The sequence below is a fragment of the Hymenobacter jeollabukensis genome, assembly GCF_005771675.1.
In the GTDB taxonomy this organism is placed as follows: domain Bacteria; phylum Bacteroidota; class Bacteroidia; order Cytophagales; family Hymenobacteraceae; genus Solirubrum; species Solirubrum jeollabukense.
On record NZ_VAJM01000004.1, the window covers coordinates 243663 to 267033 of the forward strand.

Annotated in this window: 18 protein-coding genes; 8 read left to right on the forward strand and 10 right to left on the reverse strand. The window is 68.4% G+C overall.

Translation table 11 applies throughout. The annotated features are described in order from the left end of the window. Positions 1-10: 10 nt before the first annotated feature. From FDY95_RS11090 to FDY95_RS11115, 6 genes are all read right to left on the reverse strand, one after another. Positions 11-211: a hypothetical protein gene (locus FDY95_RS11090; protein WP_138077752.1), complete on the reverse strand. Its 201-nt coding sequence runs from the start codon at positions 209-211 to the stop codon at positions 11-13. Positions 212-240: 29 nt separating this feature from the next. After that, positions 241-1017 carry an endonuclease III domain-containing protein gene (locus FDY95_RS11095; protein ID WP_246073998.1) on the reverse strand — a complete coding sequence of 259 codons (777 nt, stop codon included), beginning with the start codon at positions 1015-1017 and terminating at the stop codon, positions 241-243. A 103-nt stretch (positions 1018-1120) separates the two neighbouring features. Next, the gene (locus tag FDY95_RS11100) at positions 1121-1990 is read right to left on the reverse strand and encodes a hypothetical protein (protein WP_138077754.1); all 870 of its coding nucleotides are present in this window, start codon (positions 1988-1990) and stop codon (positions 1121-1123) included. 188 nt (positions 1991-2178) lie between these two features. Continuing rightward, on the reverse strand, positions 2179-7143 hold the full coding sequence (locus FDY95_RS11105; protein ID WP_138077756.1) for a DUF2339 domain-containing protein: 4965 nt from the start codon (positions 7141-7143) through the stop codon (positions 2179-2181). Between the two features lie 79 nt (positions 7144-7222). Next, positions 7223-7642, reverse strand: a complete 420-nt coding sequence (locus tag FDY95_RS11110) for a response regulator (RefSeq protein ID WP_171025641.1) — start codon at positions 7640-7642, stop codon at positions 7223-7225. An 88-nt stretch (positions 7643-7730) separates the two neighbouring features. Beyond that, positions 7731-9233, reverse strand: a complete 1503-nt coding sequence (locus tag FDY95_RS11115) for a sensor histidine kinase (RefSeq protein ID WP_171025642.1) — start codon at positions 9231-9233, stop codon at positions 7731-7733. A gap of 154 nt (positions 9234-9387) precedes the next feature. Here FDY95_RS11115 and FDY95_RS11120 point away from each other — a divergent pair, with 154 nt between their 5' ends. Further along, a complete protein-coding gene (locus FDY95_RS11120) occupies positions 9388-10191 on the forward strand; it encodes a TrmH family RNA methyltransferase (protein ID WP_138077760.1) in 804 nt (267 codons plus the stop codon). Positions 10192-10223: 32 nt separating this feature from the next. Here the strand turns inward: FDY95_RS11120 and FDY95_RS11125 are convergent, their stop codons facing one another. Both FDY95_RS11125 and nagA read right to left on the reverse strand, forming a co-directional pair. Next, entirely contained in the window at positions 10224-10976 is a 753-nt protein-coding gene (locus tag FDY95_RS11125) for a DoxX family membrane protein (protein ID WP_138077762.1), read from the reverse strand. 203 nt (positions 10977-11179) lie between these two features. Beyond that, positions 11180-12316, reverse strand: coding sequence for an N-acetylglucosamine-6-phosphate deacetylase (nagA, locus tag FDY95_RS11130; protein WP_138077764.1), 1137 nt, complete (start codon positions 12314-12316; stop codon positions 11180-11182). Positions 12317-12459: 143 nt separating this feature from the next. On the opposite strand from nagA, the gene FDY95_RS11135 reads away from it, so the two are divergent. Both FDY95_RS11135 and FDY95_RS11140 read left to right on the forward strand, forming a co-directional pair. Then, entirely contained in the window at positions 12460-12735 is a 276-nt protein-coding gene (locus tag FDY95_RS11135) for an acylphosphatase (protein ID WP_138077766.1), read from the forward strand. Between the two features lie 152 nt (positions 12736-12887). Continuing rightward, on the forward strand, positions 12888-13691 hold the full coding sequence (locus tag FDY95_RS11140; protein WP_171025643.1) for a class I SAM-dependent methyltransferase: 804 nt from the start codon (positions 12888-12890) through the stop codon (positions 13689-13691). Positions 13692-13713: 22 nt separating this feature from the next. On the opposite strand, the gene FDY95_RS11145 is transcribed toward FDY95_RS11140, so the two are convergent. Then, positions 13714-14586: a hypothetical protein gene (locus FDY95_RS11145; RefSeq protein ID WP_171025644.1), complete on the reverse strand. Its 873-nt coding sequence runs from the start codon at positions 14584-14586 to the stop codon at positions 13714-13716. A 574-nt stretch (positions 14587-15160) separates the two neighbouring features. After that, positions 15161-16969 carry a translational GTPase TypA gene (gene typA / locus FDY95_RS11155; RefSeq protein ID WP_138077773.1) on the reverse strand — a complete coding sequence of 603 codons (1809 nt, stop codon included), beginning with the start codon at positions 16967-16969 and terminating at the stop codon, positions 15161-15163. A gap of 183 nt (positions 16970-17152) precedes the next feature. Here typA and msrB point away from each other — a divergent pair, with 183 nt between their 5' ends. From msrB to FDY95_RS11180, 5 genes are all read left to right on the forward strand, one after another. Further along, complete coding sequence (gene msrB / locus FDY95_RS11160; protein ID WP_138077775.1) at positions 17153-17725, forward strand: peptide-methionine (R)-S-oxide reductase MsrB; 573 nt, start codon at positions 17153-17155, stop codon at positions 17723-17725. Between the two features lie 159 nt (positions 17726-17884). Further along, positions 17885-19711, forward strand: a complete 1827-nt coding sequence (locus FDY95_RS11165) for a tetratricopeptide repeat-containing sensor histidine kinase (protein WP_138077777.1) — start codon at positions 17885-17887, stop codon at positions 19709-19711. Between the two features lie 138 nt (positions 19712-19849). Continuing rightward, positions 19850-20491, forward strand: coding sequence for a response regulator transcription factor (locus FDY95_RS11170; RefSeq protein WP_138077779.1), 642 nt, complete (start codon positions 19850-19852; stop codon positions 20489-20491). Positions 20492-20592: 101 nt separating this feature from the next. Then, entirely contained in the window at positions 20593-22272 is a 1680-nt protein-coding gene (locus FDY95_RS11175) for a tail fiber domain-containing protein (RefSeq protein WP_138077781.1), read from the forward strand. A 260-nt stretch (positions 22273-22532) separates the two neighbouring features. Then, complete coding sequence (locus FDY95_RS11180) at positions 22533-23318, forward strand: DUF3050 domain-containing protein (protein ID WP_138077782.1); 786 nt, start codon at positions 22533-22535, stop codon at positions 23316-23318. Positions 23319-23371: the final 53 nt, after the last annotated feature.

Below are 23371 nucleotides of genomic sequence, written 5' to 3' on the forward strand. Positions count from 1 at the left end.
CATTTCACCGCTACGCGGGCGAGTTGTAGGCGTCGTATATGTTCCAGAGCCACAGGGCTACCGGCACGATGATGGTCCACCACAGCAGGAAGCCCACGAGGCCGCTCATCACCCAGATGAACACGGCTTTGAGAATCTGGCCTTTGATGAGCTGGCCGAGCCCGGGAATAAAGGCCGACAGCAGGGCCGGCACGCCGTAGGTTGGTTTCATAGCGGACAAGATGGAAAAACGCCGCGGAATTACGCGGCCGGTGCCGGTGCACCAGCATTTCCACCCAGCAATTGCTGTCCGTAGGGGCACACATCGAGCATCACGCAACGGCGGCAGGCGGGACTGCGAAAAAAGCAGCACTTCTGCCCGTGAAACATCAGCGCTTCGTGGTGGTCGTACACCTGCTGGGCGTCCCAGCCTTCGGGCAGCAAGGCTTCGAGCAGGGCGTGCGAGGCCTCGGTGCCCACTTTCGGCCCGATCAAACCCAGGCGCTGGGCCACGCGTTGGTGGTGGCTGTCGACGGGCATAGCGGGGCGGCGCAGGGTGCTGAAGAGCAGGGTGGCGGCGCTGGTCTTGGGCCCCACGCCGGGCAGCGTCTCCAGCCAGGCGCGGGCTTCGGGCACGGGCAGTTCGGTTAGCTGCGCGGTGAGCTGGGGCAGGTCCAGCGTGCCGCCGAGCCGCTCAGTCAGCTCCCGCAGCACGGCCTGAATGCGCGGCGCCTTCTGCTCGGGCCAGGTGCAGGGATTGATGAGCGTCTCGACTTCGGCGGTGGGGGCGTCGCGCACTTCGGCCCAGGTGGGTAGGGCCGCCACCAGCTGCTGGTAGGCCAGGTGCGAGTCGGCGTTGCGGGTGCGGTGCGAAAGGATGGCGCTGACCAACTCGCTCAGCGGATCCTTGACGCTGAAAAACCGGAACGGGGCGCCGTAAAGGGCGCACAGCCGCTCGTGGGCCAGCAAAGCCAGCGCTTGGCGGTGGACGAAGTCGGCCGCAGTGGCCGCGGAATCGGGGAGGGGAGCAGGGGGCACAGTAGCGGCAAACGCAGCCCCGGGCCCGGCGGTTGGGAGCCGGACGCAAAAAAGCCGGACCCCGCGTGGGCTCCGGCTTTTTTGCCCCGAGGGGCGTGGGGACTTAGCGGGCGGCCGCGTCGCCGTAGTTGTAGAGCTGCACGGCCTGCTTGAGCTTGCGGGCCTGGGCACCGCTCAGGAACGTAGGCACCAGCAGCACCGGCACCGATACCAGCACCAGCGGCAGGCCGCGGCTGTTGCCGCTGAAGGTGTTCAGCATGCCGAGGGCCAGCAAGCCGCCGCCCGCCACGTAGCCGGCCGTGCTGTAGCGGCGCAGCCGGGCCACGTCGCGCAGCAGGGCCGCGCTGCCGGGGTTGTCCGACACGGCCACGCTCAGGCTGCGGAAGTTCATGTCCTGAATCGGCCCGCCGTCCTTGCTGAAATATTCCGTCTTCACGGTGCGGTAGCCGTTGCCGTAGGGGTAACCGCCGTACGGATAGCCGCCGTAGCCGTAGGGGTAGCCGAAACGGCCAAAGCCGCCGTAGCCGAACCCGCTGCCGTAGGCGCCCGGCATGTACTGCTGCGAGGTGATGGAGTAGGTGCTGATGCGGCCGGTCTTCTCGCGGCGCAGCGTGCTCACGCGGCGCGAACCGGGCAAGGTGGTGCGGATGTAGTGCCCGGTTTCGTCGTCGAAGAACTTGATCTGGTCCAGCTCGAAGCGTTGCTGCCCGTTCAGCAACAGGTAAGAGCGGCCCAGGGCCGGTTGGCGCAGCTCCACGTCATCGGCGGCGTATACCGCCCCGTTGACCAGGCCAATGCGGTAGCGCGGCTGCTGTTGCTGCGGCGGGGCGGTGGCCGGCGCCGTAGCCGTGCGCACCGTGGTATCGGGGGCCGTGGGCGGGGTGTTGAGCTGGGGAGGAGTGTCCTGCGCGGCGGCGGGGACCAGGGCGGCCCCGCCCAACACGGCGGCAAGCAACAACGGGCGGATATTCATGGTGGGGAGGAAGGCGTGAACGGACAGAAAGGTACCGGAAGAAACGCGCCGCACGGTGTCGGGAGCGTGAACGAGCCTGATCGAACGGCAAGAAAACAATCCGAGCTGAATAGTGGCCGGCGCGGGGCGACATTCCGAGCCAGAAACGACGGCGGCCCGGCAAGATGTTCCCCCGCGCGTTGGGCTTTTTACGGCGTCAGGGCCGCGTCGGGGTCATCGGGCACGAAATCTTCCGGCGTCACCTCGGCGGAATCGGCAAACCGGCCCTTGAAACGGGCGTAAAGCGCATTCATGCCCAGCAGCAGCAGGCCCATAAAGATGAAGACGACGGCCTGCGTGATGGTGCCGCGCTGGCTCAGATCGAAGAACACCAGCCGCACCATGCACACCCCAATGCCGGCCAGCGCCACGTAGCGCAGGTCGCGGCGGCGCAGCAGCAGGCTGCTCACGAACACGCCCACCACTTCCAGCATCAGCAGCACGGTGAGCACCGAGCGGTCGAAGGACTGCAGCAGCAGCAGCGTGAGCACTCCGAAGGCCGGGTAGAGCAGTAGCGGCACTAGCCAGCGGAAACGCAGGCGGCCCAGTTGGGCCAGGCCCTGGAGGCCCGGCGGCCACTGCAGGCCTTTGGTGACGGGCACGCGGCGCAGCAGCACCGCCGCCAGCGCAAAAAGCAGCGCCACTGCCCCGGTCGTGGTCAGCCAGGGCGCGGCCAGCCACGCGCCCGGGTGCAGGTAGCGCAGCGTGACGTAGGCGGCCGTAGCGGCGGCCAGCCAGTACAGCGGTAGCGCGTACAAGCCGAGGCGGCGCAGGCGCAAGGGCAGGCGCGGGGCCGCCGCAGCCAGCAGCAGGGCCAGCAGCACCTCCAGCGGAGCGTGCCAGATGACGCGCGTTTCCCAGTGCAGGGTGAAGCCGGCCAGTAGCAAGGTCAGCTCGGGCAGCCAGGGATGCAGCAGGCGCCAGCTGCGCTGGGTGGCGGCAGCCGGTGCGGGCAGCAGGGACACTGTGCCCATTAGAGCCAGTAGCGCGGCGGCCGTGAAGCGCCGGGCGGGCCAGCCCAGCAGCAGCTCGCGGCTGCCCAGCACCGGGCCCAGATGGTAGAGCAGGGCCGCCCCCAGCAGGACGTAGCCAAGATGCAGCACGTAGCGGGCGGGCTGGCCCGCGCGTTGCTGGGCCTCGGCGGCCGCACCGGTCTGCAGCCACCGGGCCGCCGCGAAAGTGGCCGCGGCCAGCAGCGTCCAGAGTAGTACGGGTGCGGCATCGGAGCGGAAATGGAACGCCAGCCAGGCCGTGGCGCCCAGGTGCAGGCCCAGCAGGTACAGCCAGGGCCAGCGCACGTGCCGCGCCCGGGCAGCCCACCACGAGGCGGCCAGCCCCGCCAGCGGCAGCAGCGCCGTGGGCAGCAGGTACAGCAGCCGCGGCCCGACTTGCAGCACCTGGTGCTCCGCCGCGTGGTGCCACTGCAGCAGCCCGAAGCCGCTGCTGCTCAGCAGCACACCCAGCCACAGCCCCGGCACGGCCACCGTGCGCCGCAGCGCAAGCATACCGGCGCCCACCAGCACCGCGGCCCACGCCGCCCAGCCCTGCTGGTACACCAGCGCGGCCGCGGCCAGCGGCAGCAGACCGGCCACCAGACCCAGCAGGCGCAGGCGGTAGGTCGGATCATAGGCCAGCGGCAAGGCGTCGTAAGCGGGCGCGTCGCGGCGGGCCAGCAGGGCCTGGGCGGCGGCGGTTGCTACGGCGGCCGTCAGCAGCAGCAGGGCGCGCAGGTTCGGGCTGATGACGAGCAGGCTATCGATGCGGCTGACTGCGGGCACCAGTCCGAGGGCCAGCAGTAGGGTGGCATAGAGCAGCACGCGGTACAAGGGCCACTCGCGGCGCAGGGCCAGCAGCAGCGTCATCAGCAGGGTTTCGAGGTAGAGCAGCAGGGCGGTGGCGGGCCAGCTCAGGCCCAGCTCGTGCAGGCCCAGCGCCGCCAGCATCAGTAAGCTCTGCCCGATGAGTACGTGCAGCTGCCGCAGCCATTCGGCGGTGCCGCGCAGCCACTGGCTCACACCGAAAGCGCAGGCAGCCGCGGCCACGGTGCCCAGCAGCAGCCCGGGAATAGAGGTCGGCGTCGGGCCGAAAAAGGATTGCGCCAGCACCAGCAGCAGGCCGGTGTAGTGCAGCCCGATCAGCACGCCCACCGAGGGACCCGCCCAGAAGGCCAGGCCACCCTCCGCTGGCGGCGGCGTTTCGGCCTGACGGGTGGCGCTGGTGAGGCGGAAGAAGGCCGCGCCCAGCACGGCGGCCAGCAGCAGGCCGGCCGCCCGGCGGTAAAGCTGCGCGGCTGCCAGGTTCGGCTGCAGCAGCTCAGATACGCCGAGTAGCAGCAGGATCAGGCCCGTTAGCTGAGCTGTTATGGCCAGCACCTGCGGCACGCGGGCCTCGGCGCGGCGCGCCAGCAGCAGGGTGGCCGCCAGGGTCTCAGCATAGAGGATCAGGAGCGTAGTTGGCCAGCTCAAGCCCAATTCGTGCAGTCCAAGTACGGCCACTGCCAATAGCGCCTGGGCCGCCAGCAGGTGCAGCTGCCGTAGCCACTCCGCCCCGCCCCGCAGCCATAAGCTCACGCCCGTCGCGCAGCCGGCGGCCGCCACGGTGGCGGCCAGCAGGGCCGGAATGGACGTCGGGGCCGGGCCGAAGAAGGCCTGGGCCAAGACCAGCAGCAGGCCGGTGTAATGCAGCCCGATCAGCGCGCCGGCCCACGTGCCCAATCCGCTGAGGGGGTCAGTGTCCGAGTCGAAGCTTGCGGAGCGGGTACGATGGCCCAGGCGGAAGAAGGCAGCGCCCAGCAGCGCCGCCAGCAGCAAGCTACCGGCCCGCCGGTAGAGCTGCGCGGCCGTCAGCACCGGCAGCGGCAGGGCGAAAAGGCTCACGAGCAGCAGCAGCAGGCCGGTCAGTAGCGCCGCGGCGGTCAGCATTTGGGGTACGCGGGCTTCGGCGCGGCGGATGAGCAGCAGCGCGGCCGCCAGGGTTTCGGCGTAGAGAATCAGTAGGGTGGCGGGCCAGCCCAGCCCTAGCTCGTGTAGGCCGAGCACGGCCACCGTCAGCAGCAGCTGGGCGGCCAGCAGGTGCAGCTGCCGGAACCACGGCGCCCCGTTGCGCAGCCACTGGCTCAGAGCCAGCACCGCGGCGGCGGCGGCCGTGCTGGCCCCAATCAGCCCGAGCACCGGCGGCTGCGCCGTGCCGAACAGAGCCCGCAGCACCAGCGCCGCCGCCCCCACGTACAGCCCGCCCACCAGTCCGCCGAAGCTGCGGTACAGCTCGCGGCGCAGCGGCGAGGCCGTGTCGGCGGTGAGCAGCGGCAGCGTGCGGGCCAGGTGGAAGTAGGCCGCGCCGGCCGCCGCGGCCAGGAAGAGCAGCAGCGCATTGCGGTGCAGGCCAGTAGCCGAGTAAGCAGGCAGTTGCAGCAGATTCACGAGCAGCAGCCCGCCGCCGGCCAGAAGGGCGCCCACCGAGGCAATCTGGAACACCAGGCTTTCCTCTTGGCGGGCCATGATGAAGGCCACCAGCAGCGTTTCGAGCAGCATGAACACCAGGATGACGCTCACGGTGGCGTGCCAGCCCTGCAGCGACAACGCCGTAGCCAGGGCCAGAATCAGCGAAATGACGGTGTCGGTCTGGAACAGCCACTGAATGCCCAGCCGCCGCGCCTGCCGCGCCACCCAAAAGGTGGTAATGGCGCCCAGGCCCAGCGGAATGGTTTTCCACACCGAGCCGGTGCTGTAGAGGTACAGGTTGATGCCCAGGCAGGTCCAATTCAACACGTGCGCGGCGAAGAGCAGCGCGTCGAACCGTCCGTTGGCGTACACCTTGCGGTATTGCACCACGGCCGCGGCCAGGCCCACCAGCAGCACCAGCGCCATGGCGCCCAGGCGCAGGCCCGCGGCCATGGGCGGGGTCAGCTGTCCGTGCCAGTACAGGTGAAACGCGAAAAAGCTGACAATGCTCAGCAGCAACTGGTGGCGCCAGCGCTGCCGGTACGTAATGGCAATGGCAAAGGCCGTAACCGCCGCCGCGGCCCCGAGCGTGAGCAGCGTGGGCGGCAGCACGGCCAGAGCCACTAGGCTCAGGATGCCGTGCAGGGATGAAACGGCTTCGCGGCTGCTGTTCCAGGCCAGCCAGAGGTTGGCGGCGGCCCCGGCAAACAGTAGCAGGTAACCCAGCGGCCCTTCCACCCAGCGCAGGCCCGGAATGCTCACGGCCCCCACGCAGGTAAAGAGGAAAATGGCCGCCGCGCTGCTTTGCAGCCACACCGCCAGCTGGGCCGCGAAGGGCTTGGTGCGCAGATAATAGTACCCGCCCAGCAGGCTGCCGGCAAACAGGTTGATGAGCAGAAACCGGTATACCGGCGCCAGCTTCAGGGCCGTGTACACGCCCAGAAAACCCACGCCCGTCACCAGCACCACCGCGCCCAGGATACCGGTCCAGTTTTCCAGCACCACGGCCGACATCCGGTCCCACCACGAAGGCTCGGCGGGCTGCGGCGCCACCGGTTTTGGGCGCAGCACTGGCTGCGGCACCGGCCGCGGCGTCGGCGGCACCGGGGCAGGCAAGGCAGGCGCGGGTTGAGGCTGCGCAGCCGGCACCGGTTCGGGCGCCGGCGTAGGCTGCGGGGCGGGCGGCGCGGCTACGGGCGGCGCCGGTACGGCGGGCGGGGGCGTCGGCGGAGTTGTCGGCGGGGCGGGGGCTGCCGGGGGCGGGGGCGCGACGGGCGGCGGGGCCGGAGCGGCCACGGGAGGTAAGGGCGCTACCGGTGCCGGCGCGGCAGGTGGAGCAACGGGGGCAGGCGGCGCAGCCGCAGAAGCCGGAGTAGTTACCGAAACGGGTGGGGGAGAGGCCACTGGCGCTGGCGCTGGCGCGGGGCGCGGCACCGGCGCCGGTGCAGGCGGGGCCACGACGGGCGCGGCTGCTACGGGCGTAGTCGGCGGGGCGGCGGGGCGCTGCCGTAGCTGGTGCACTTCGCGCGTCAGCAGTTCCAGCTGCTGGTGCAGGCGCTGCTGGTCGGCGCGCTGGCTGGCCAGGTCGGCTTCGGTGTCCTGGATGCGCTGTTGCAGGCGCAGCAGCACCACTACCAGGGCCACGCTCAGCAGAATCAGTAAAAATGCTCCCATACCTCAACGTGCAAAAAAAAACCCGGCGGCGCGGGCAGAGCCGGGCCGTCGGGGCTTCATAACGTGGAGGTAACGCGCTTTAGTCTTCGGACTTGAGCAGCACTTCCAATAAATTCATGCTGTCGACCATGTCGCGGGTATTTTCGAAGTCGATGGGCTTCACGATGTAGCCCTGCACGTCGAGGTTTTCGGCCTGCAGCCGGTCGATGTCCATTTCCGAGGTGGTGGTGATGAACACCGGTACCTGGCGCAGCTCGGGCTGGGCCCGCAGCTCGCCCAAAAACTCGAAGCCGTTCATCTTGGGCATGTTCAGGTCGAGCAGAATCACCTCCGGCAGCGGGCGGATGGCCTCCGCCCCGTTGCGGCCCAGCAGCAGATCCAGCGCCTCAATGCCGTTGAAGGCCGTGTAGAGCTTGTGCGGAACGTTGAATTTTTCAAACGACTTCTGCACGGTCATCGTGTCAAAAAAATCGTCTTCAACCAGGAGAACTGAACGCATAGGAAAGGGGGCAAAGCGGGGCCCAAAGGTACGTAGAAAAGCGCCGGTCGGGATGTGGCCCGCCCGCCGCGCCGGGCGGATGGCGCGGTTACGCCGCCGCGCTCTTCGGCCAGGTAAACACAAACGCGGCGCCCTGCCCGGCGGCCGACTCCACCCAAATGCGGCCGCGCTGCTCGTCGATGATTTTCTTCACGATGCTGAGCCCGATGCCGGTGCTTTCGGCCGTGTGCCGGTCGCGCAGGGTCTGAAACATCAGGAAGATCTTCTCGTGGTATTCCGGCGCGATGCCCGGCCCGTCGTCCTGCACCCGGAACTCGTACGCGTGCTCCAGCTCGCGGCAGCCCACCGTGATGATGCCCAGGCCGGTGTGGTGATACTTCACCGCGTTCGAGAGCAGGTTGGTAAACACCTGCTGCAGGCTCAGGCGGTCGGTAACCAGCGTGGGCAGCCGGTCGGGCAGGCGCAGCTCGAAGGTGGGCGGCACCACCAGGTCGGCCACGTCGTGCACTAGGCGCTCCACGTTCACGTCCTCCAGCTTCTGCTGGGTGCGGCCCACGCGGGCGTAGGCCAGCAGGCCGTTGATGAGGTCTTCGAGGCGGGCCAGGCGGCCCTTCATCATGCCGAAGTACTCCTGCATTTTGGGCGAGAGTTCGTGGCCCTGCTCGTCCTCGATCCACTTTACCACGGTGCTCACGCCGCGCAGCGGGGCCTTCAGGTCGTGCGAGGCCACGTAGGCAAACTGGTCCAGCTCGCGGTTGCGCTTTTCCAGCGCGCCGAAGGTGTCGTCCAGGGTCTGGGTCATGCGGTTCAGCGAGGCCGCCAGGTTGCCGAGGCTGTCCTGCTCCCGGTCGCTGATTTTTACCTTGTAGTCGCCCTGCACCACTTGCTCGGCCAGGTGCTCGATGATGCCGATGCGGCGGGCCACGCTCGCGTTGGTGGCCGCCAGCTCGGTGCGCAGCTGCTCGTTGGCGCTGATTTCGATGCCCACGCGCCAAAACAGCCACAGCGTGACGACAATGGCCACCGCCGCCGAAAGCAGAATCACGGCCGGCGTGAGCGACTCGTACATTTCCTGGTCGGCGCTGCGCTCGGCCAGCAGCCCGAACTCGGAAGCCCGGGCCCGCGCCAGCAGCCGCTCGATGGCCCGCATCGACTGCCGGTCGGTGTCGAGGCCCGTCTGAATGGCGGCGTTGGTGCTGCCCGCGGTGGTTTTGGTCAGCTCGCCGAACAGGCGCATTTCGGCGTTGAGCATGGTTTCGAGCGTGTCGAGGCGCCGGGCCTGCGCGGGGTTGTCGAGCACCAGCTGCTGGGCTTGCGCAAAATCGCGGTCCTCGCCGGCGCGGGCTTCCTCGTAGCTGCGCAGGTAGCTGGAGTCGCGGGTGAGCAGGAAGCCGCGCACGCCCGAGCGGGCGTCTTTCAGGCGCAGCTCCACGTCCTTGAGCTGCTGCATCACGCGGTAGCTGTGCTCCACGCGGCCGGTGCGCCGGCTCAGCTGCTGAATGCTGATAAAGGCTGCCACGGCCGTGAGCAGCAGCACGCTGGCGGCAATGGCAAAGCCGATGTAAAGCTTGGTTTTGGTTTGCAGGGCCATCGAAGGGAAGGCAAGACGGCCCGCCCGGTGCCGGCCGTGCGCAAGATACGCAGGCGCCGCGCCCGCGTTGGGCCGGCGCGGCGCCCGGCGCGGCGGCGTATCTTTGCGGCCGCTGCGGGGCCGGGTGGCCCCGCCGGCGCCGCCTCTCCCCGCCATGCCCGACCCGATCAGCAGCCCCCAGAATCCGCGCATCAAGGCCCTGGTGCGCCTGCAGCAAAAGTCCGCTGAGCGCCGCCAGCAGGGCCTGACCATCGTCGAAGGCCTGCGCGAGCTGACCATTGCCCGCGCCGCCGGCATAGTGGTGCCCGCCGTGTATGTGTGCCCCGAGCTGCTGCCCGCCGCCGGCCAGCAGGAGCTGCGCCAGGTCCTGGCCGCCGATACCGAGTGGTTTGAGGTGTCGCGGGCGGTGTTCGAGAAAGTGGCGTATCGCGAAGGTTCCGACGGCGTGCTGGCCCTGGTGCGCGCCCCGCAGCGCCGCCTGCAGGACCTGACGCTGCCCCCGAACCCCCTGCTGCTGGTGCTGGAGGCCGTGGAGAAGCCCGGCAACCTCGGCGCCGTGCTCCGCACCGCCGACGCGGCCCAGGCCGACGCCGTCATCGTGTGCGACCCGCGCACCGACCTCTACAACCCCAACGCCATCCGCTCAAGCATTGGCTGCGTGTTTACGGTGCCGGTGGTGGCTACCACCCGCGAGGAGCTGCTGGGCTGGTGCCGCCAGCACGGCATCCGCACCTACGCCGCCGCTCTCACGCCCCAGGCCCGCCCCTACACCGACTACGACTTCCGCGGCCCCACCGCCCTGGTGATGGGCACCGAAGCCGACGGCCTCACGCCAGAGCTCATGCAGGCCTGCGACGAAACCATCATCATCCCCATGCGCGGCTACATCGACTCGCTGAACGTGAGCACGGCCACGGCGGTACTGGCCTTCGAGGCCGTGCGCCAGCGGCAGGGCTAGCGGAGAGCAGGCAGAGCGGCTTGGGGCGACGGTTAGCGGCTGGCTTCTGGCTGGCGGCCCACCGGTTCAGGTTGTGGTTCCGGCAATGACCCGCTGGCTGTCGGGGTGCCGGCGGGCAGCTGCGGCCGGGCCGTGCGCCACACATGCCAGCCGGCCGCCAGCAGCACCAGCAGGCCCGCCGCCATGGTGCCCAGCATCAGCCCGAAGGAAAGGGGGTAGAGCAGGCTGCCGCCCACCACCACGCCCACGCCCAGCCACCAGATGATTTCGGTACCCACGGAGCTGGTGCGCAGCGGCACCTGCCGCAGGGCGGCCGGGTCGGCGGGCGGGTATAGCAGCCACTTCAGGCGGGCGTAATCGTGCAGCAGCAGACCCAGGGTGAGCACCAGGAAGCCCGTGACGAGGTAGGGCGTACCCACCCAGTGCTGCGACCAGGTGAGAAAGATGATGTTCAGCCACATGGGCACCAGCAGCACCGCCCCAAGCAGGGCAAAACGCCCCGTCAGCAGCAGCAGGCCGATGACGAGCTGGGCCACGCCGATGAACTGCCCAAAGATGACCAGCCCGTACTTGGCCAGAAATGCGTGGTTTACGGGCGGCCCCATTAGGCCCGGAATGTGGTTGTCGGACAGCTTATACAAGCCGCCGCCCAGCATTAGCGCGCCCAGCAGCAGCCGCGCCCCGATGACGTAGAGTCGGCGCAGCCAGCCCCCGGCCGGCAGGGCCACGGCCGTAGCCACGATGGGCAGCAGAATCACGAGGGCGTAGAAGGCGGTGGTAGGCATGGCAGAGGACGCGGGTTGGGGCAAAGGAACGCAACGGCAGGCCGCCGTTCAACCGCATGTGCATGTGGTGGAAGCCGCGCACGGAGGGGTGGCCGGAGCGCCGCCAAATGCTACAGCTTCGGGCGCGTCTGGCCGCCGCCAGGGGCGAGGCAGGCCAATGCCTCGTCGCGCGCCGGCTCCGGGTACGGGGTTGGCTCCGGCGGCTATGACCCGGTCGGCGCCCGCAGCAACTCCCCGTTCAGCACCACGCCGTGGGCCCGGAAGTCGGCGTCGAACAAAGTCAGGCTGGCCTGGTAGCCCGGCGCGATGCGGCCCAGCTCGTGGTCGAGGCCCAGCACGCGGGCAGGGTAGAGGGTGGCCATGCGCAGCGCCTCCGGTAGCTCGATATCCGCGTGCAGCACGCAGTTCTGCACGGCCTGCAGCATGGTCAGGGCCGAGCCGGCCAGGGTGCCCTGCTCGTCCACGAACCGGCCTGCGGCGCGGCGGAAGCGGTAGGCGCCCTCGGGGCTTTCCTCCACCGCGTCGGTGATGAGAAACAGCCGCTCCCGCAGCACTTTGTGGCTGATGCGCAGGGCCGCGAAGTCGCAGTGCAGGCCGTCGGCAATGATGCTGGCCACGGCGGCCGCGTCGTCGTACACGGCCCCCACCAGGCCCGGCTCCCGGCTGGTCAGCGCCGACATGGCGTTGAACAGGTGCGTAGCCGCCGCGAAGCCCTGCCGGAAGCCCCGCCGCGCCTCGCTGAACGTGGCCGCCGAGTGCCCCGCCGACAGCACCACGCCCGCCGCGCGCAGCCGCGCCACGGCCGCCGTGGTAGCCACCTCGGGCGCCATCGTCACCAGCCGCAGCAGCCCCGGCCCCACGGCCAGCCACCGCTCGATTTCGGCCAGGTCGGGCTTGCGAATGAACTCCGCCTGGTGCGCCCCCTTCTTGGCTACGTTGATATAGGGCCCTTCCAGGTGCACGCCCAGCAGGCCGGTGTCGGGCGTGGCCGCGCGGTGGGCGTAGGCCGCGTGTAGGGCCTCCAGCATCATGTCGGGGGCATTGGTGGGCATGGTGGCCACGAAGTGCGTGGTGCCCTGCTCCCGAAACACTTCCTCCAGGCGGGCCAGCGTGGCCGGGGTCGGGTGGGTGGAGAAAAGCACGCCGCCGCCGCCGTACACCTGCAGATCCATCAGCCCCGGCGCCACCCGCAGGCCGCGGGCATCCTGGCGGGGCACCCCGGCGGGTAGCTCGGCGGCGGGCAATACTGCCTCGATGCGGCCCTGGCTGATGAGCACGGCGTGGTCGGTGAGCGTGGCAGCGCCGGTGTAGAACGTGGCGTTGGTGAGGGCGTAGCGCATGGGCGAAAAGGGAAAATCGGCTGCCGCCACCTACGAAAACGGCCGGCGACTCGTACACGGCCCCGCGGGCGGCAGCGGAAATTGCGCCTAAAATTGAACAGATTCGGCCGCTTGTCGTGCCACCCCGGTCGACCCACCTCGCTATGCCCCTCGAACACCGCACATTTCGCATCCACGGCCGCGTGCAGGGCGTGTTTTTCCGCCAGTCCGCCAAGGAGCAGGCCGACCGCCTGGGCCTGCACGGCTACGCCCGCAACAACCCCGACGACACCGTCAGCATCGAAGCCGAAGGCCCGACCGAGGCGCTGGCGGCCCTGGAAGCCTGGTGCCGGCAGGGGCCGCCCCGGGCGCGGGTCGAGCGGGTAGAGGCCGCGGACGGCCCGGTGCGGGGCTACGCCGGTTTCGAGGTGCGCCGCTAAGGCTGCCGCGCCAGCAGGGGTATGCCTGGAGCAATTACGCGCAGGCTAACTGGCGGCAAATAAAGCGGAGCATGGCGGGTAAAGCCGAGCCGACGAGCCGCAAAAACGGCTGGCTGTTTCGCCTGGCGGGCGTAAGGTGGGATATTGCGCCGATGAACAAAGGATTCCTGACCAATCTGCTCCGCCAGGCGGGCCTCATGCACGCCGCCGACCGCCTGCGTTACGGGCTGATGCGTTACCGCAACCGCGCCGCCAACCAGGCCTGGCGCGCCGCGCACCCCGGCGTGGCCCTGCCGCCGGATTACCTGATGTACGAATCCTTCCAGCTGAATTACCGCAAGTACTACGAGGGCGGCCGCGACACCGCCGCCTGGGTGCGCGACCATCTGGGCCGCCACCTGATGCTGCAGAATCAGCACATCCTCGACTGGGGCTGCGGCCCCGGCCGCGTCATCCGCCACCTGCCCGAGGTGGTGGGCCAGGGCTGCCGCTACACCGGCACTGATTACAACCCGCAGTCCATCAAGTGGTGCCGCGAAAACCTGCCCGGTATCGATTTTCTGCTCAACGAGCTGGACCCGCCCCTGCAAGCCGCCCCGAACACCTTCGACGCGGTCTACGGCATTTCCATTTTCACCCACCTCTCCGCCGCCGCCCACCAGCGCTGGTACGACGAGCTGCTGCGCGTCACGCGCCCCGGCGGCGTGCTGCTGCTGACCACCCACGGCGCCGCCTTCCGCGACATCATGACCGACCCGGAGCGCGCCACCTTCGACGCCGACCAGCTCGTCATCCGCAGCAACGTCGACGAAGGCCACCGCGTCTTCGCCGCGTTTCAGCCGCCGGCGTTTCTGCACGCGCTATTCGGGCAGCAGGCCGCCGTGCTGGAGCATATTCCCGGCCAGCGGCAGGGCGCCGCCGCCAGCCAGGACGTGTGGCTGCTGCGCAAGCTGTAGGCGGGGCCTCGCGTTAGAGCCACTAGCGGATCAGGTATTCCGGATTGGGCACCACGGTTTGCACCACGTGGCCCGCCGAGCCGGGCTGCGCGGCCGTAAAGGGGCCGCCAAACACCAGGTTGCCGCCGCCGTCGCCGCCGTCGCCCCCGCAGGCGCCGCCGCCCGAGCCGGCCGAGTGCATGGTCTGCTGCACATCGGTGCCCGCGGCGCCGCCGTTGGCCTGCACGGTGCCGGTCACGCTGATGGCGTTGGCCGACAGCAGGTGAATGATGCCCCCCCCGCCGCCCCCGCCCCCGCCCACGCCGTTACTACCGGTGGTGGTGCCGTTGAAGCCATTGCCCCCGCTGCCGCCGTTGGCCCGAATACTCCCGCCCACGGTCAGCGTGCCCTTGGCCGCCAGCACCACAATGCCGCCGGCGCCGCCGCCCGGTCCGCCCACGTCCCCCGTGGTAGCGGTATTGACGCCGTTGCTACCGTTGGCATTGATGCTTGCGCCAGCCGAAACGGTCAGGTTGCCCGTGGCAACAATGGCCAGCGAGCCGCCGCCTTCCCCACCCGTGGCGTTGATGGTCCGGTCGCCGGAGCCGCCCGCGGCCGGGGGCGCGTAGGTAATGCCCGCCGCGGCCAGTAGCCCGACGCCGGTGCCGCCGTGAATCAGCCCCGGAGCGGAGCGCGAGATGCCCGGCGTGGCCGGCCCGTTGCCGTTGTCTTCGGCGCCGGTGAGTACGGTAATGCTGCCCGTAATCAGCACGTTGCCCGTCGCGCGGATAACCGTGCCGCTGGGCACAATCATGGTGCCGCTAATGGTGAGGTTGGTGAACTGCAGATTGGCCCGGCCGGGCAGCGAGTTTACCCCGGCCGTCGTGCTCAGGTCTACCGTCTGTCCGCTCGCCACCGACAAGGCCCCGGCCGACCCGTCGCCGTACTGGGCCTGCGCACCCGACGGCCCAGTACGGCCCCGCAGGACCCGAAGGCCCGGTTGCGCCCTGCGGGCTGGTGGCGCCCACCGGGCCCTGAGGGCCTTGGGCGCCGAGGGGCAGCCAACCGGCGCCAGTGTAATAGTAGTAGCCAGCGGTGCCGTCGGTCTGGTACACCAGCAGGCCTGCACTCTGGCTGGTCACGGGTATCAGGCCGCGCTGCGCCTGCGTCATGCGCGCGGGCAGAAACCCGCGGTTCGTGGAATTTACGTCGAGTACCGCCGCCCCATCGGGGCTGGTGGTGCCGATGCCCACGCCCTGGGACTGGGCCTGGTAACCGGCGCCGATGAGCAAGGCCAACGGAAGAAGTAAGCGTAAGTGTTGTTTCATGCAAAAGGTGGTGAGAGAGAAGCGGCGTACAATATTAATACCTGACAATACTCCCGGGAACCATGCGGCGGAGAAAACAACGACGGAGGGCCATAAAGCAAAAAGGCGCGACCGAAGCCGCGCCTTTTTGCAATCTGACAACTCGGAACTGTCGACCCCGAATTAGTCGGCTTTCTTGGCCGAGCGCAGACGCTCGTTTTCGTCGAGCAGAATCTTGCGCATCCGCACCGATTTCGGCGTTACCTCCAGGTACTCATCCTTCTGGATGTATTCCATGGCGTCTTCCAGCGAGAACTGGCGCTTGGGCTGAATCTTCACGTTTTCATCCGAGCCCGAGGCGCGCATGTTCGTCAGCTTCTTGCCCTTCTGAATGTTGATGGTCAAATCGTTCGGGCGGGTATGCTCGCCGATAACCTGGCCGCCGTACACTTCCTCGCCCGGGTCCACGAAGAACTCGCCGCGGTCCTGCATCTTGTCGATGGTGTAGGCCGTGCCGGCACCACTTTCCATCGAGATGAGCGAGCCGCTGATGCGGCCAGGGATGACGCCTTTGTAGGGCTCGTAGCTCTGGAAGCGGTGGTTCATGATGGCCTCACCGGCGGTGGCGGTCAGCACGTTGTTACGCAGCCCAATCAGGCCGCGCGAGGGAATGTTGAACTCCAGGTGCTGCAGGTCGCCCTTCGGCTCCATGATGGTCAGCTCGCCCTTGCGCATGGTCACCAGCTCGATAACCTTACCGGCGGTTTCCTCCGGCACGTCTACCACGAGGTGCTCGATGGGCTCCAGACGGTCGCCGTTGTCGTCCTCCTTGTAGAGCACCTGCGGCTGGCCTACCTGCAGCTCGTAGCCTTCGCGGCGCATCGTTTCGATGAGTACCGACAAGTGAAGGATACCCCGGCCGTACACCAGGAAGGTGTCTTCGCGGTCGGTTTCCTGCACGCGCAGGGCCAGGTTTTTCTCGGTTTCCTTGTACAGACGGTCGCGCAGGTGACGCGAGGTCACAAACTTGCCTTCCTTACCGAAGAAGGGCGAGTTGTTGATGGTGAACAGCATGTTCATCGTCGGCTCGTCGATGCTGATGCGGGCCAGCGCCTCCGGGTTGTCGGCGTCGGCGATGGTGTCGCCGATGTCGAAGCCCTCGATGCCCGTCACGGCGCAGATTTCGCCGGCCGAAACCTCGGATACTTTGCTGCGGCCCAGGCCTTCAAACACCTGCAGCTCCTTGATCTTCACTTTCTTGATGCTGCCGTCGGCTTTCATCAGGCTCATGTTCGAGCCTTCTTTCAGCGTGCCGCGCTGTACGCGCCCGATGGCAATGCGGCCCACAAAAGCCGAGTAGTCCAGCGAGGTTACCTGCATCTGCGGGGTACCCTCGTAGAACGGCGCCGGCGGGATGGAGGCAATAACGGCGTCGAGCAGCGGGGTGATGTCGTCGGTTTTGACTTTCCAGTCGGTGCTCATCCAGCCCTGCTTCGAGGAGCCGTACAGCGTCACGAAGTCCAGCTGGTCTTCGGTGGCGCCGAGGTTGAACATCAGGTCGAACACCTGCTCGTGCACCTCGTCGGGGCGGCAGTTTTCCTTGTCGACTTTGTTGACCACCACGATGGGCTTCAGGCCCAGGTCGATGGCTTTGCCGAGCACGAAACGCGTCTGGGGCATGGCGCCTTCGAAGGCGTCGACGAGCAGCAGCACGCCGTCGGCCATCTTCAGTACGCGCTCCACTTCACCGCCGAAGTCGGCGTGACCCGGGGTGTCGATGATGTTGATTTTAACGTCTTTGTAGCGAACCGATACGTTCTTCGAGACGATGGTAATGCCACGTTCCCGCTCCAGGTCGTTGTTGTCCAGGATCAGGTCGTCGAAGTGCTGGTGCTCCGAGAAGAGCTTCGAGGCGTGGATGATCTTGTCCACGAGCGTAGTCTTGCCGTGGTCAACGTGAGCGATAATGGCGATGTTGCGGATGTTCTGCATGAGAGCGGTTTTGCGGGTGCAAAGGTACGGAAAGTTTTGCGCAAATGCTTGTTACCCTTAATGTTTCAGGGCAAACCGTACTGGTGCTTAGCCTCGTAGGTAAGCCGAACAAATCGAAATGGCCTTGCGTTCTGCAAGAGTCCCGCTGTTTTTCTGGCCCCCACTTCCGCCGAAACCTCTCCCATGAAACTTCCCTCGCTGCTGCTTAGCCTGCTGGCTCTGACCACCTTGCCCGCCTGCTCGCAGAACCCGAAAACCGCCGAGCCCACCGGCCCCAACCCGCCCAACGCCAAAGTCACCGGCCAGACGGCCGCCACCAAGGATTATCCCAAAGCCCAGCCCGTGACGGGCAAGCCCGACGAGTTTCCCGTCCGCAAGACCGACGCGCAGTGGAAAGCCCAGCTCACGCCCGATCAGTACTACATCCTGCGCCAGCAGGGCACCGAGCGGCCCTTCACCGGCAAATGGCACGACAACCACGAGAAGGGCAGCTACTACTGCGCCGCCGACCACAACCTGCTGTTCTACAGTACCGAGAAGTTTGAGTCGGGCACCGGCTGGCCGAGCTTCTGGGCCCCGGCGACCAACCAGAGCGTGAAAGTGACCGGCGACAACTCCCTGGGCATGAGCCGCGACGAAATCCTGTGCGCCAAGTGCGGCGGCCACCTCGGCCACGTGTTCAACGACGGACCCAAGCCCACCGGCTTGCGCTACTGCATGGACGGCAACGCCATGACGTTCGAGAAAACCAAGTAAGCCGCCCCGGCGCTTTGCCGCAAGCTTCGCCCGGAAACCCCGCGTTTCCGGGCGTTTTGTTGTCGGCTCACCGGGGGGGCGCCCACGCCCGGCGGTTTTCCGGTCCGGGAGCCGCAGATTTGTTTCGACCTTGTCGGTCTGTATTTCGTTCAGTTGCCGATGCGCTACCTGCTGTTTATGGGGTTTGGGCTGTTGCCGGCAACTTTGCTGGCCCAGTCCGACGACGCCGGCCGGATGCCGGCCATTCCGTTGCGCCCGGACTCGCAGCAGGCCTGGCTGCGCCGTCCGGCCCTGCCCGATACCACGCAGGTCAAGCTGCTGTTTAGCATCAGCAAGGCGTATCTGCAGACCGACCTGGACAGTGCCCGCACCTACGCCGCCCGGGCGGCGGCCCTGGCCCGGCGCACGGGCTTTCGGTGGGGCCTGGTACGTGCCCTGAACAACCTGGGCGCGGCGTACTACTACCAGTCGGATTTGCCGGGGGCGCAGCGCACTTTCGAAGCGGAGCTGCGGGCGGCGCGGCGGCCCGGCGACCAGCTGTACGTGGGGCATGCCTACCTGGGGCTGGGCAACGTCGCGTCGGATTTGGAGGATATTGCGCAGTCGCGGCGCTACTACGAGCAGGCCCGGGAAGCCTACGCGGCCTGCCGGCCCCGCAACGTGCGCGGCGAGCTGCTGGTGCTGCATAACCTGGCCAACTCCTACCTGCCCGGCAGCGAAGCGTCCGGCCCGCCCCACCGCGAAGACCTGCTGCGGGCCCGGCGGCTGGCCGTGCAGGGGCTGCGCCTGCTGAACCAGCCCGATTCGCCGCTGGGCACGCACCTGCGGCTGGTGCTCGGCACCGCGCAGCAACTGTTGGGACACCCCGATTCGGCCGCGGCCAACTGGCAGCACGTGCTGCGCGTGAGCCGCACCCACCCCGACTTGCAGGCCCAGAGCGAGGCCTGGCTGCACCTGGCCGAGCTGGTCCGGGCGCAGGGCCGCCTGCCGCTGGCCCTGGCCCGCACCGAGCAGGCCACCGACCTGATGCGCCGGGTAGGAGAGCTGGACGTGCTGAGCAAGGCCCTGAACCTCAAGGCCCAGCTGATGGCCGCGCTGCACCTGCCCGGCGCCTACGACACCCTGCGGAGCTACACGGTGTTGCGCGATACGCTGCTGCGGCAGGCCAGCATAGCGGCCGTGGCCACGGCCCAGGCCCGCTTTGCCGTGGCCGAGCAGCGCACCCGCATCCGGCAGCTGGAGCAGCAGCGCCGCATCACCGAGCTAGAGGCGCAGCACCGCACCATCCGCACCCGCCTGGGACTGGGCGCGCTGGGAGCTGGCGTGCTGCTGCTGGCTGGCGGGAGCTTGGGGGTCTACCGCCGCCGCCAGCAGCGCCGCGAGGCCGCCCTGCGCCGCCAGCTGGCCGCCGACCTGCACGACGACGTGGGCGGGCTGCTCTCGCGCATCGCCCTGCAAACCGACTTGCTCCAGGAAGGCCTGGGCGCCCCCGAGCAGCAGCAAACCCAGCTGGCCGAAGTGGCCGGCAACAGCCGCCTGGCCGTGCGCCAGCTCAACGACGTGGTCTGGAGCCTCGACGCCAGCAACGACTCGGTGCCCAACCTGCTCGACCGCCTGCGTGACTACGCCCACGAGGTGCTGGTGCCCACCGGCCGCGACGTGCGCTTCGTGGCCGATGAGGCCGTCGGCAGCAGCCCCGTCCTCGCGCCGCCCGTGCGCCGTGGCCTGTACCTGATCTACAAGGAAGCCCTGCACAACATCCTCAAGCACGCCCCCCACGACGCCACCGTGACCGTGACCCTGCACCGCGACGCCACGGGGCTGCACCTGGCCGTAGTCAACGACGGCCCGCCCGCCGTGGTAGCGCGCGACTCCGGCCACGGCCTGCGCAACATGCGCGAGCGGGCCGCCGTGCTGGGCGGCACCACCGAGGCCGGCCCCGAAGCCGGCGGCGGCTTTGCCGTGCGGGTGCGGGTGCCGGGGTAGTTAGTTGTCAGTTGGGAGTTGTCAGTTGCGAGTTCGTGTGGGCATCTGCCCTGACAACTCCCAACTGGCAACTCCCAACTCACTTTGTCGCATCATCATGCGCTATGGGGGGGCGCGGCGGTCCGGTACCTTCGTGCCATGCCCAGCACTACTGCCCTTGCCATCATTGAGGACGATGCGTCGATTCGCCAGTCCTACGTCACCTACCTGTGCGCGCAGCCCGAATTCGACTGCGTGCTGGTGGCCGGCTCGGTGGAGGAGTTTCTGGACCGGCTGCCCACGGCCACCCGGCCGCCCCGGCTGGTGCTGTCCGATATCGGGCTGCCGGGCATGACGGGCATTGAGGGAGTGACGCGCATCCGGCGGGTGCTGCCCAAGGCGGAGGTAGTGCTCATCACCGTGTTTGCCGAGCCGGAGCGGCTGTTTCAGGCCCTGTGCGCCGGGGCGGTGGGCTACCTGCTCAAGAGCACCATGCTGCGCGACGTGAAAGCGGGCCTGCTCGAGGTGCTTGATGGTGGCTCGCCTATGTCGCCGGCTATTGCGCGGCACATCGTGCGCCACTTCCGGCCCCTGCCCGCCCCCGCCGAGGTGCTCACGGCCCGCGAGCTGCAGCTGGTGCAGGCCATCGAGGAGGGCCTGAGCTACCGGCTGGTGGCCGAGCGCCTGGGCATCAGCATCAACACGGTGCGCACCTTTATCCGCCGCATCTACGACAAGCTGCAGGTCAACTCCAAAGCCGAGCTGCTGGCCCGGCACCGGGGCCCGGCGGGCGGGCAGTAGCGGCCCCGTGTCGCATCAACATGCGACAAGACGGGCAGCCCAATGGGGGTACCTTTACGCGGTCCGGTTGCCGGGCATCCCGCTTGCTTACTCCTGTTTTCATGCGCCATAAATACTTTTTAGCGGCGCTGATGCTGCTGGCCGCCGCGCCCGCCGCCCTGGCCCAGACTGCCGGCTCAGTGGGCATCGGCACCACCAGCCCCGACCTCTCGGCGGCCCTGGAAGTGCGCAGCACCACGCAGGGCCTGCTGCTGCCCCGCCTCACGCTGGCCCAGCGCGACGCCCTCACGGCCAGCGCCACCGCCCCGCCCGTGCCCGGCCTGGTCATCTATCAGACCGACAACACCCCCGGCCTCTACGCCTTCGACGGCTCCGCCTGGGTGCGCCTCGGCGCCGACAACCTGGGCAACCACACCGCCACCCAGCCGCTGAACCTGAACGGCCAGAAGCTGGTGGACGGCACCACCGCCCGCGCCATCCGCAGCGGCCTCGACCTCAGCCCCGCCGGCCTGCTCACCCTGGGCGCGGCCCGCGTCAGTGCCGACTCCACCACCGGCCAGGGCCTGCGCCTGCCCGACCTCGACCAGGATTTCATCCTGACCTCCCGCCGGTTCCGGGGGCAGGCCAACCCGCTGAACGTGTCCGGGGCCGGCGACCGGCTGACCTGGCTCTCGTACTACAGCGCCTTCCGGGCCGGTGGCGTGTCGGGCAACCGCTGGGACTACCCGAACGTGGGGGCCTATTCCGTCGCCTTCGGCCTCGACAACCAGGCCGGCAGCGACTACACTGTCGCCTTCGGCAGAGAAAACCGGCTGCGGGCCAGCGACTACACGCTGGCGACCGGCTACCAAAACGAGTCCGTGCTGGGCTACTACGGGCTCATGATGGGCTACCAGAACGCCTACCGGGGCTACCACGGGTTTGTGGGCGGCTACCAGAGCAAGACCCAAACCAACAACACCACCAGCTTCGTGCCGTCGCTGGCCTTCGGCTACAGCGCCCAGGCCCGTAGCAGCCAGGGCAACTGCTACGCCCTGGGCTACTACGCCCGTACCGGCGGCTACTACGGCAGCTTCGTGCTGGCCGACTACTCTCCGGCCCAAAACAGCGACCAGGCCCGGCAGCAGGACTCCCTGGTCAGTACCAACTTCAACCAGTTCTCGGCCCGCTTCGCCGGGGGCTACCGCCTGTTCACCACCGCCGCCACCACCACCAGCCAGGGCACGGCCGTTGGGGTGCGGCTCGACGCGGGCAGCAATGCTTGGTCTATCATTTCCGACTCCACCAAAAAGGAGCGCGTGGTGCTGGCCGACGGCAACCTGTTCCTCGACCGCATCAACGGCCTGCGCCTGGGCTCCTGGAACTACCGGGGCCAGAGCCCGGACACCATGCGCCACTATGGCCCCATGGCCCAGGACTTCTTCGCCGCCTTCGGCCACGACGCGGTGGGGCGCAGCGGCAACCCGACCAGCATCAACCAGGCCGACTTCGACGGGGTGAACCTGATTGCCATCCAGGCCCTGTACCGCCGCGTGCTGCTGCTCGAAGCCGACCACGCCCGCCAGCGGCAGCAGCTACAGCAGCTCCGGGCGGCTGGCCCCGCCGCATCGGCCACAGCGCCCCGCGCCACCGACGCGGCTGCCGAACTGGCCGAGCTGCGCCGCCAAAACGCTGCCCTGCGGGCCCACGCCGCTCAAGCCGACGCCGACCATGCCGCCCTGCTCACCCTGCAGGCCCAGGTGGCCCGCCTGTTGGGCGAGGGTGCCCAGGCCCGGAAATAGCAGCCCCACCTGCCTGGGTACTTCCTAAAAGCGTCAGCCGAGTTCGGCTGGTGCTTTGTGTTAGTTGGTGTTGAGACGCCGCCGGGCGCCTTGATCATCCTTAAATCCACTCGGGTACCGACGCTGCGCGGGGTAAAATCCGGACGTCAGCGCTGGTGCGCGGCCAATCCGCTGACCGGCCCGATGCCGTTTATGCGGCCCGGCCAAACCAACTTTGTGGTTTCGGCTGTTACCCCAGCATCACCCGCCGCATTTTTCGCATGCCCCAAGACCTCATTACCGCCTTGCAGGCCCGCCTGGCCCCGGCCCGCCAGCAGCTCGTCGACCACTCGGTGTACCAGTCCCTGCACACGCTCGACGATTTGCGCGTGTTCATGCAGCACCACGTCTTTGCCGTGTGGGATTTTATGTCGCTGCTCAAAGCCCTGCAGCGCGACCTGACCTGCGTGACGCTGCCCTGGGTGCCCAAAGGCTCGCCCAGCACCCGCCGCCTCATCAACGAAATCGTACTGGAAGAGGAAACCGACGTCGACCCCGAAGGCCGCCCCACCAGCCACTTCGAGCTGTACCTGCGCGCTATGCGGGAGTGCGGCGCCGACACCCAGCCCATGCAGCGCCTGCTCGACGCGCTGGCCCAGGACCAGGACCTCGAAGCCGCCCTGGAAGCCGCCGACGCCCCGGCCACCGTGCGCACCTTCGTGCGCCAGACTTTCGACGTGGTGGGCGCCGGCCAGCCCCACGCCGTGGCCGCCGCCTTCACCTTTGGCCGCGAAGACGTGATTCCCGACATGTTCCGCCACCTCGTCGGCGACCTGCGCCAGCGCTTCCCCGGCCAGCTCGACACCTTCACCTACTACCTCGACCGCCACATCGAGCTGGACGAGGAGGCCCACGCCCCGCTGGCCCAGCAGATGGTGCGCGAGCTGTGCCAGGACGATGAGCAGAAGTGGCAGCAGGCCGCTGACGTGGCCGCCCGCTGCATGCAGGCCCGCGTGGCGCTGTGGGACGGCATCCGCGCGGCCCTGCCCGTGCCGGCCGGGGCGTAGCGGCCCCGAACTTCGGCGCCGCGCTTGCGTTGAGCAGAAGAGCCGCCGGGCAC

What these genes read in the sequence shown, in the direction of transcription:
- FDY95_RS11090 (WP_138077752.1), bottom strand. Translation starts at nt 211, where the DNA reads ATGAAACCAACCTACGGCGTGCCGGCCCTGCTGTCGGCCTTTATTCCC.
- FDY95_RS11100 (WP_138077754.1), bottom strand. Translation starts at nt 1,990, where the DNA reads ATGAATATCCGCCCGTTGTTGCTTGCCGCCGTGTTGGGCGGGGCCGCC.
- FDY95_RS11105 (WP_138077756.1), bottom strand. Translation starts at nt 7,143, where the DNA reads ATGGGAGCATTTTTACTGATTCTGCTGAGCGTGGCCCTGGTAGTGGTG.
- FDY95_RS11110 (WP_171025641.1), bottom strand. Translation starts at nt 7,642, where the DNA reads ATGCGTTCAGTTCTCCTGGTTGAAGACGATTTTTTTGACACGATGACC.
- FDY95_RS11115 (WP_171025642.1), bottom strand. Translation starts at nt 9,233, where the DNA reads ATGGCCCTGCAAACCAAAACCAAGCTTTACATCGGCTTTGCCATTGCC.
- FDY95_RS11120 (WP_138077760.1), top strand. Translation starts at nt 9,388, where the DNA reads ATGCCCGACCCGATCAGCAGCCCCCAGAATCCGCGCATCAAGGCCCTG.
- FDY95_RS11125 (WP_138077762.1), bottom strand. Translation starts at nt 10,976, where the DNA reads ATGCCTACCACCGCCTTCTACGCCCTCGTGATTCTGCTGCCCATCGTG.
- nagA (WP_138077764.1), bottom strand. Translation starts at nt 12,316, where the DNA reads ATGCGCTACGCCCTCACCAACGCCACGTTCTACACCGGCGCTGCCACG.
- FDY95_RS11135 (WP_138077766.1), top strand. Translation starts at nt 12,460, where the DNA reads ATGCCCCTCGAACACCGCACATTTCGCATCCACGGCCGCGTGCAGGGC.
- FDY95_RS11140 (WP_171025643.1), top strand. Translation starts at nt 12,888, where the DNA reads ATGAACAAAGGATTCCTGACCAATCTGCTCCGCCAGGCGGGCCTCATG.
- typA (WP_138077773.1), bottom strand. Translation starts at nt 16,969, where the DNA reads ATGCAGAACATCCGCAACATCGCCATTATCGCTCACGTTGACCACGGC.
- msrB (WP_138077775.1), top strand. Translation starts at nt 17,153, where the DNA reads ATGAAACTTCCCTCGCTGCTGCTTAGCCTGCTGGCTCTGACCACCTTG.
- FDY95_RS11165 (WP_138077777.1), top strand. Translation starts at nt 17,885, where the DNA reads ATGCGCTACCTGCTGTTTATGGGGTTTGGGCTGTTGCCGGCAACTTTG.
- FDY95_RS11170 (WP_138077779.1), top strand. Translation starts at nt 19,850, where the DNA reads ATGCCCAGCACTACTGCCCTTGCCATCATTGAGGACGATGCGTCGATT.
- FDY95_RS11175 (WP_138077781.1), top strand. Translation starts at nt 20,593, where the DNA reads ATGCGCCATAAATACTTTTTAGCGGCGCTGATGCTGCTGGCCGCCGCG.
- FDY95_RS11180 (WP_138077782.1), top strand. Translation starts at nt 22,533, where the DNA reads ATGCCCCAAGACCTCATTACCGCCTTGCAGGCCCGCCTGGCCCCGGCC.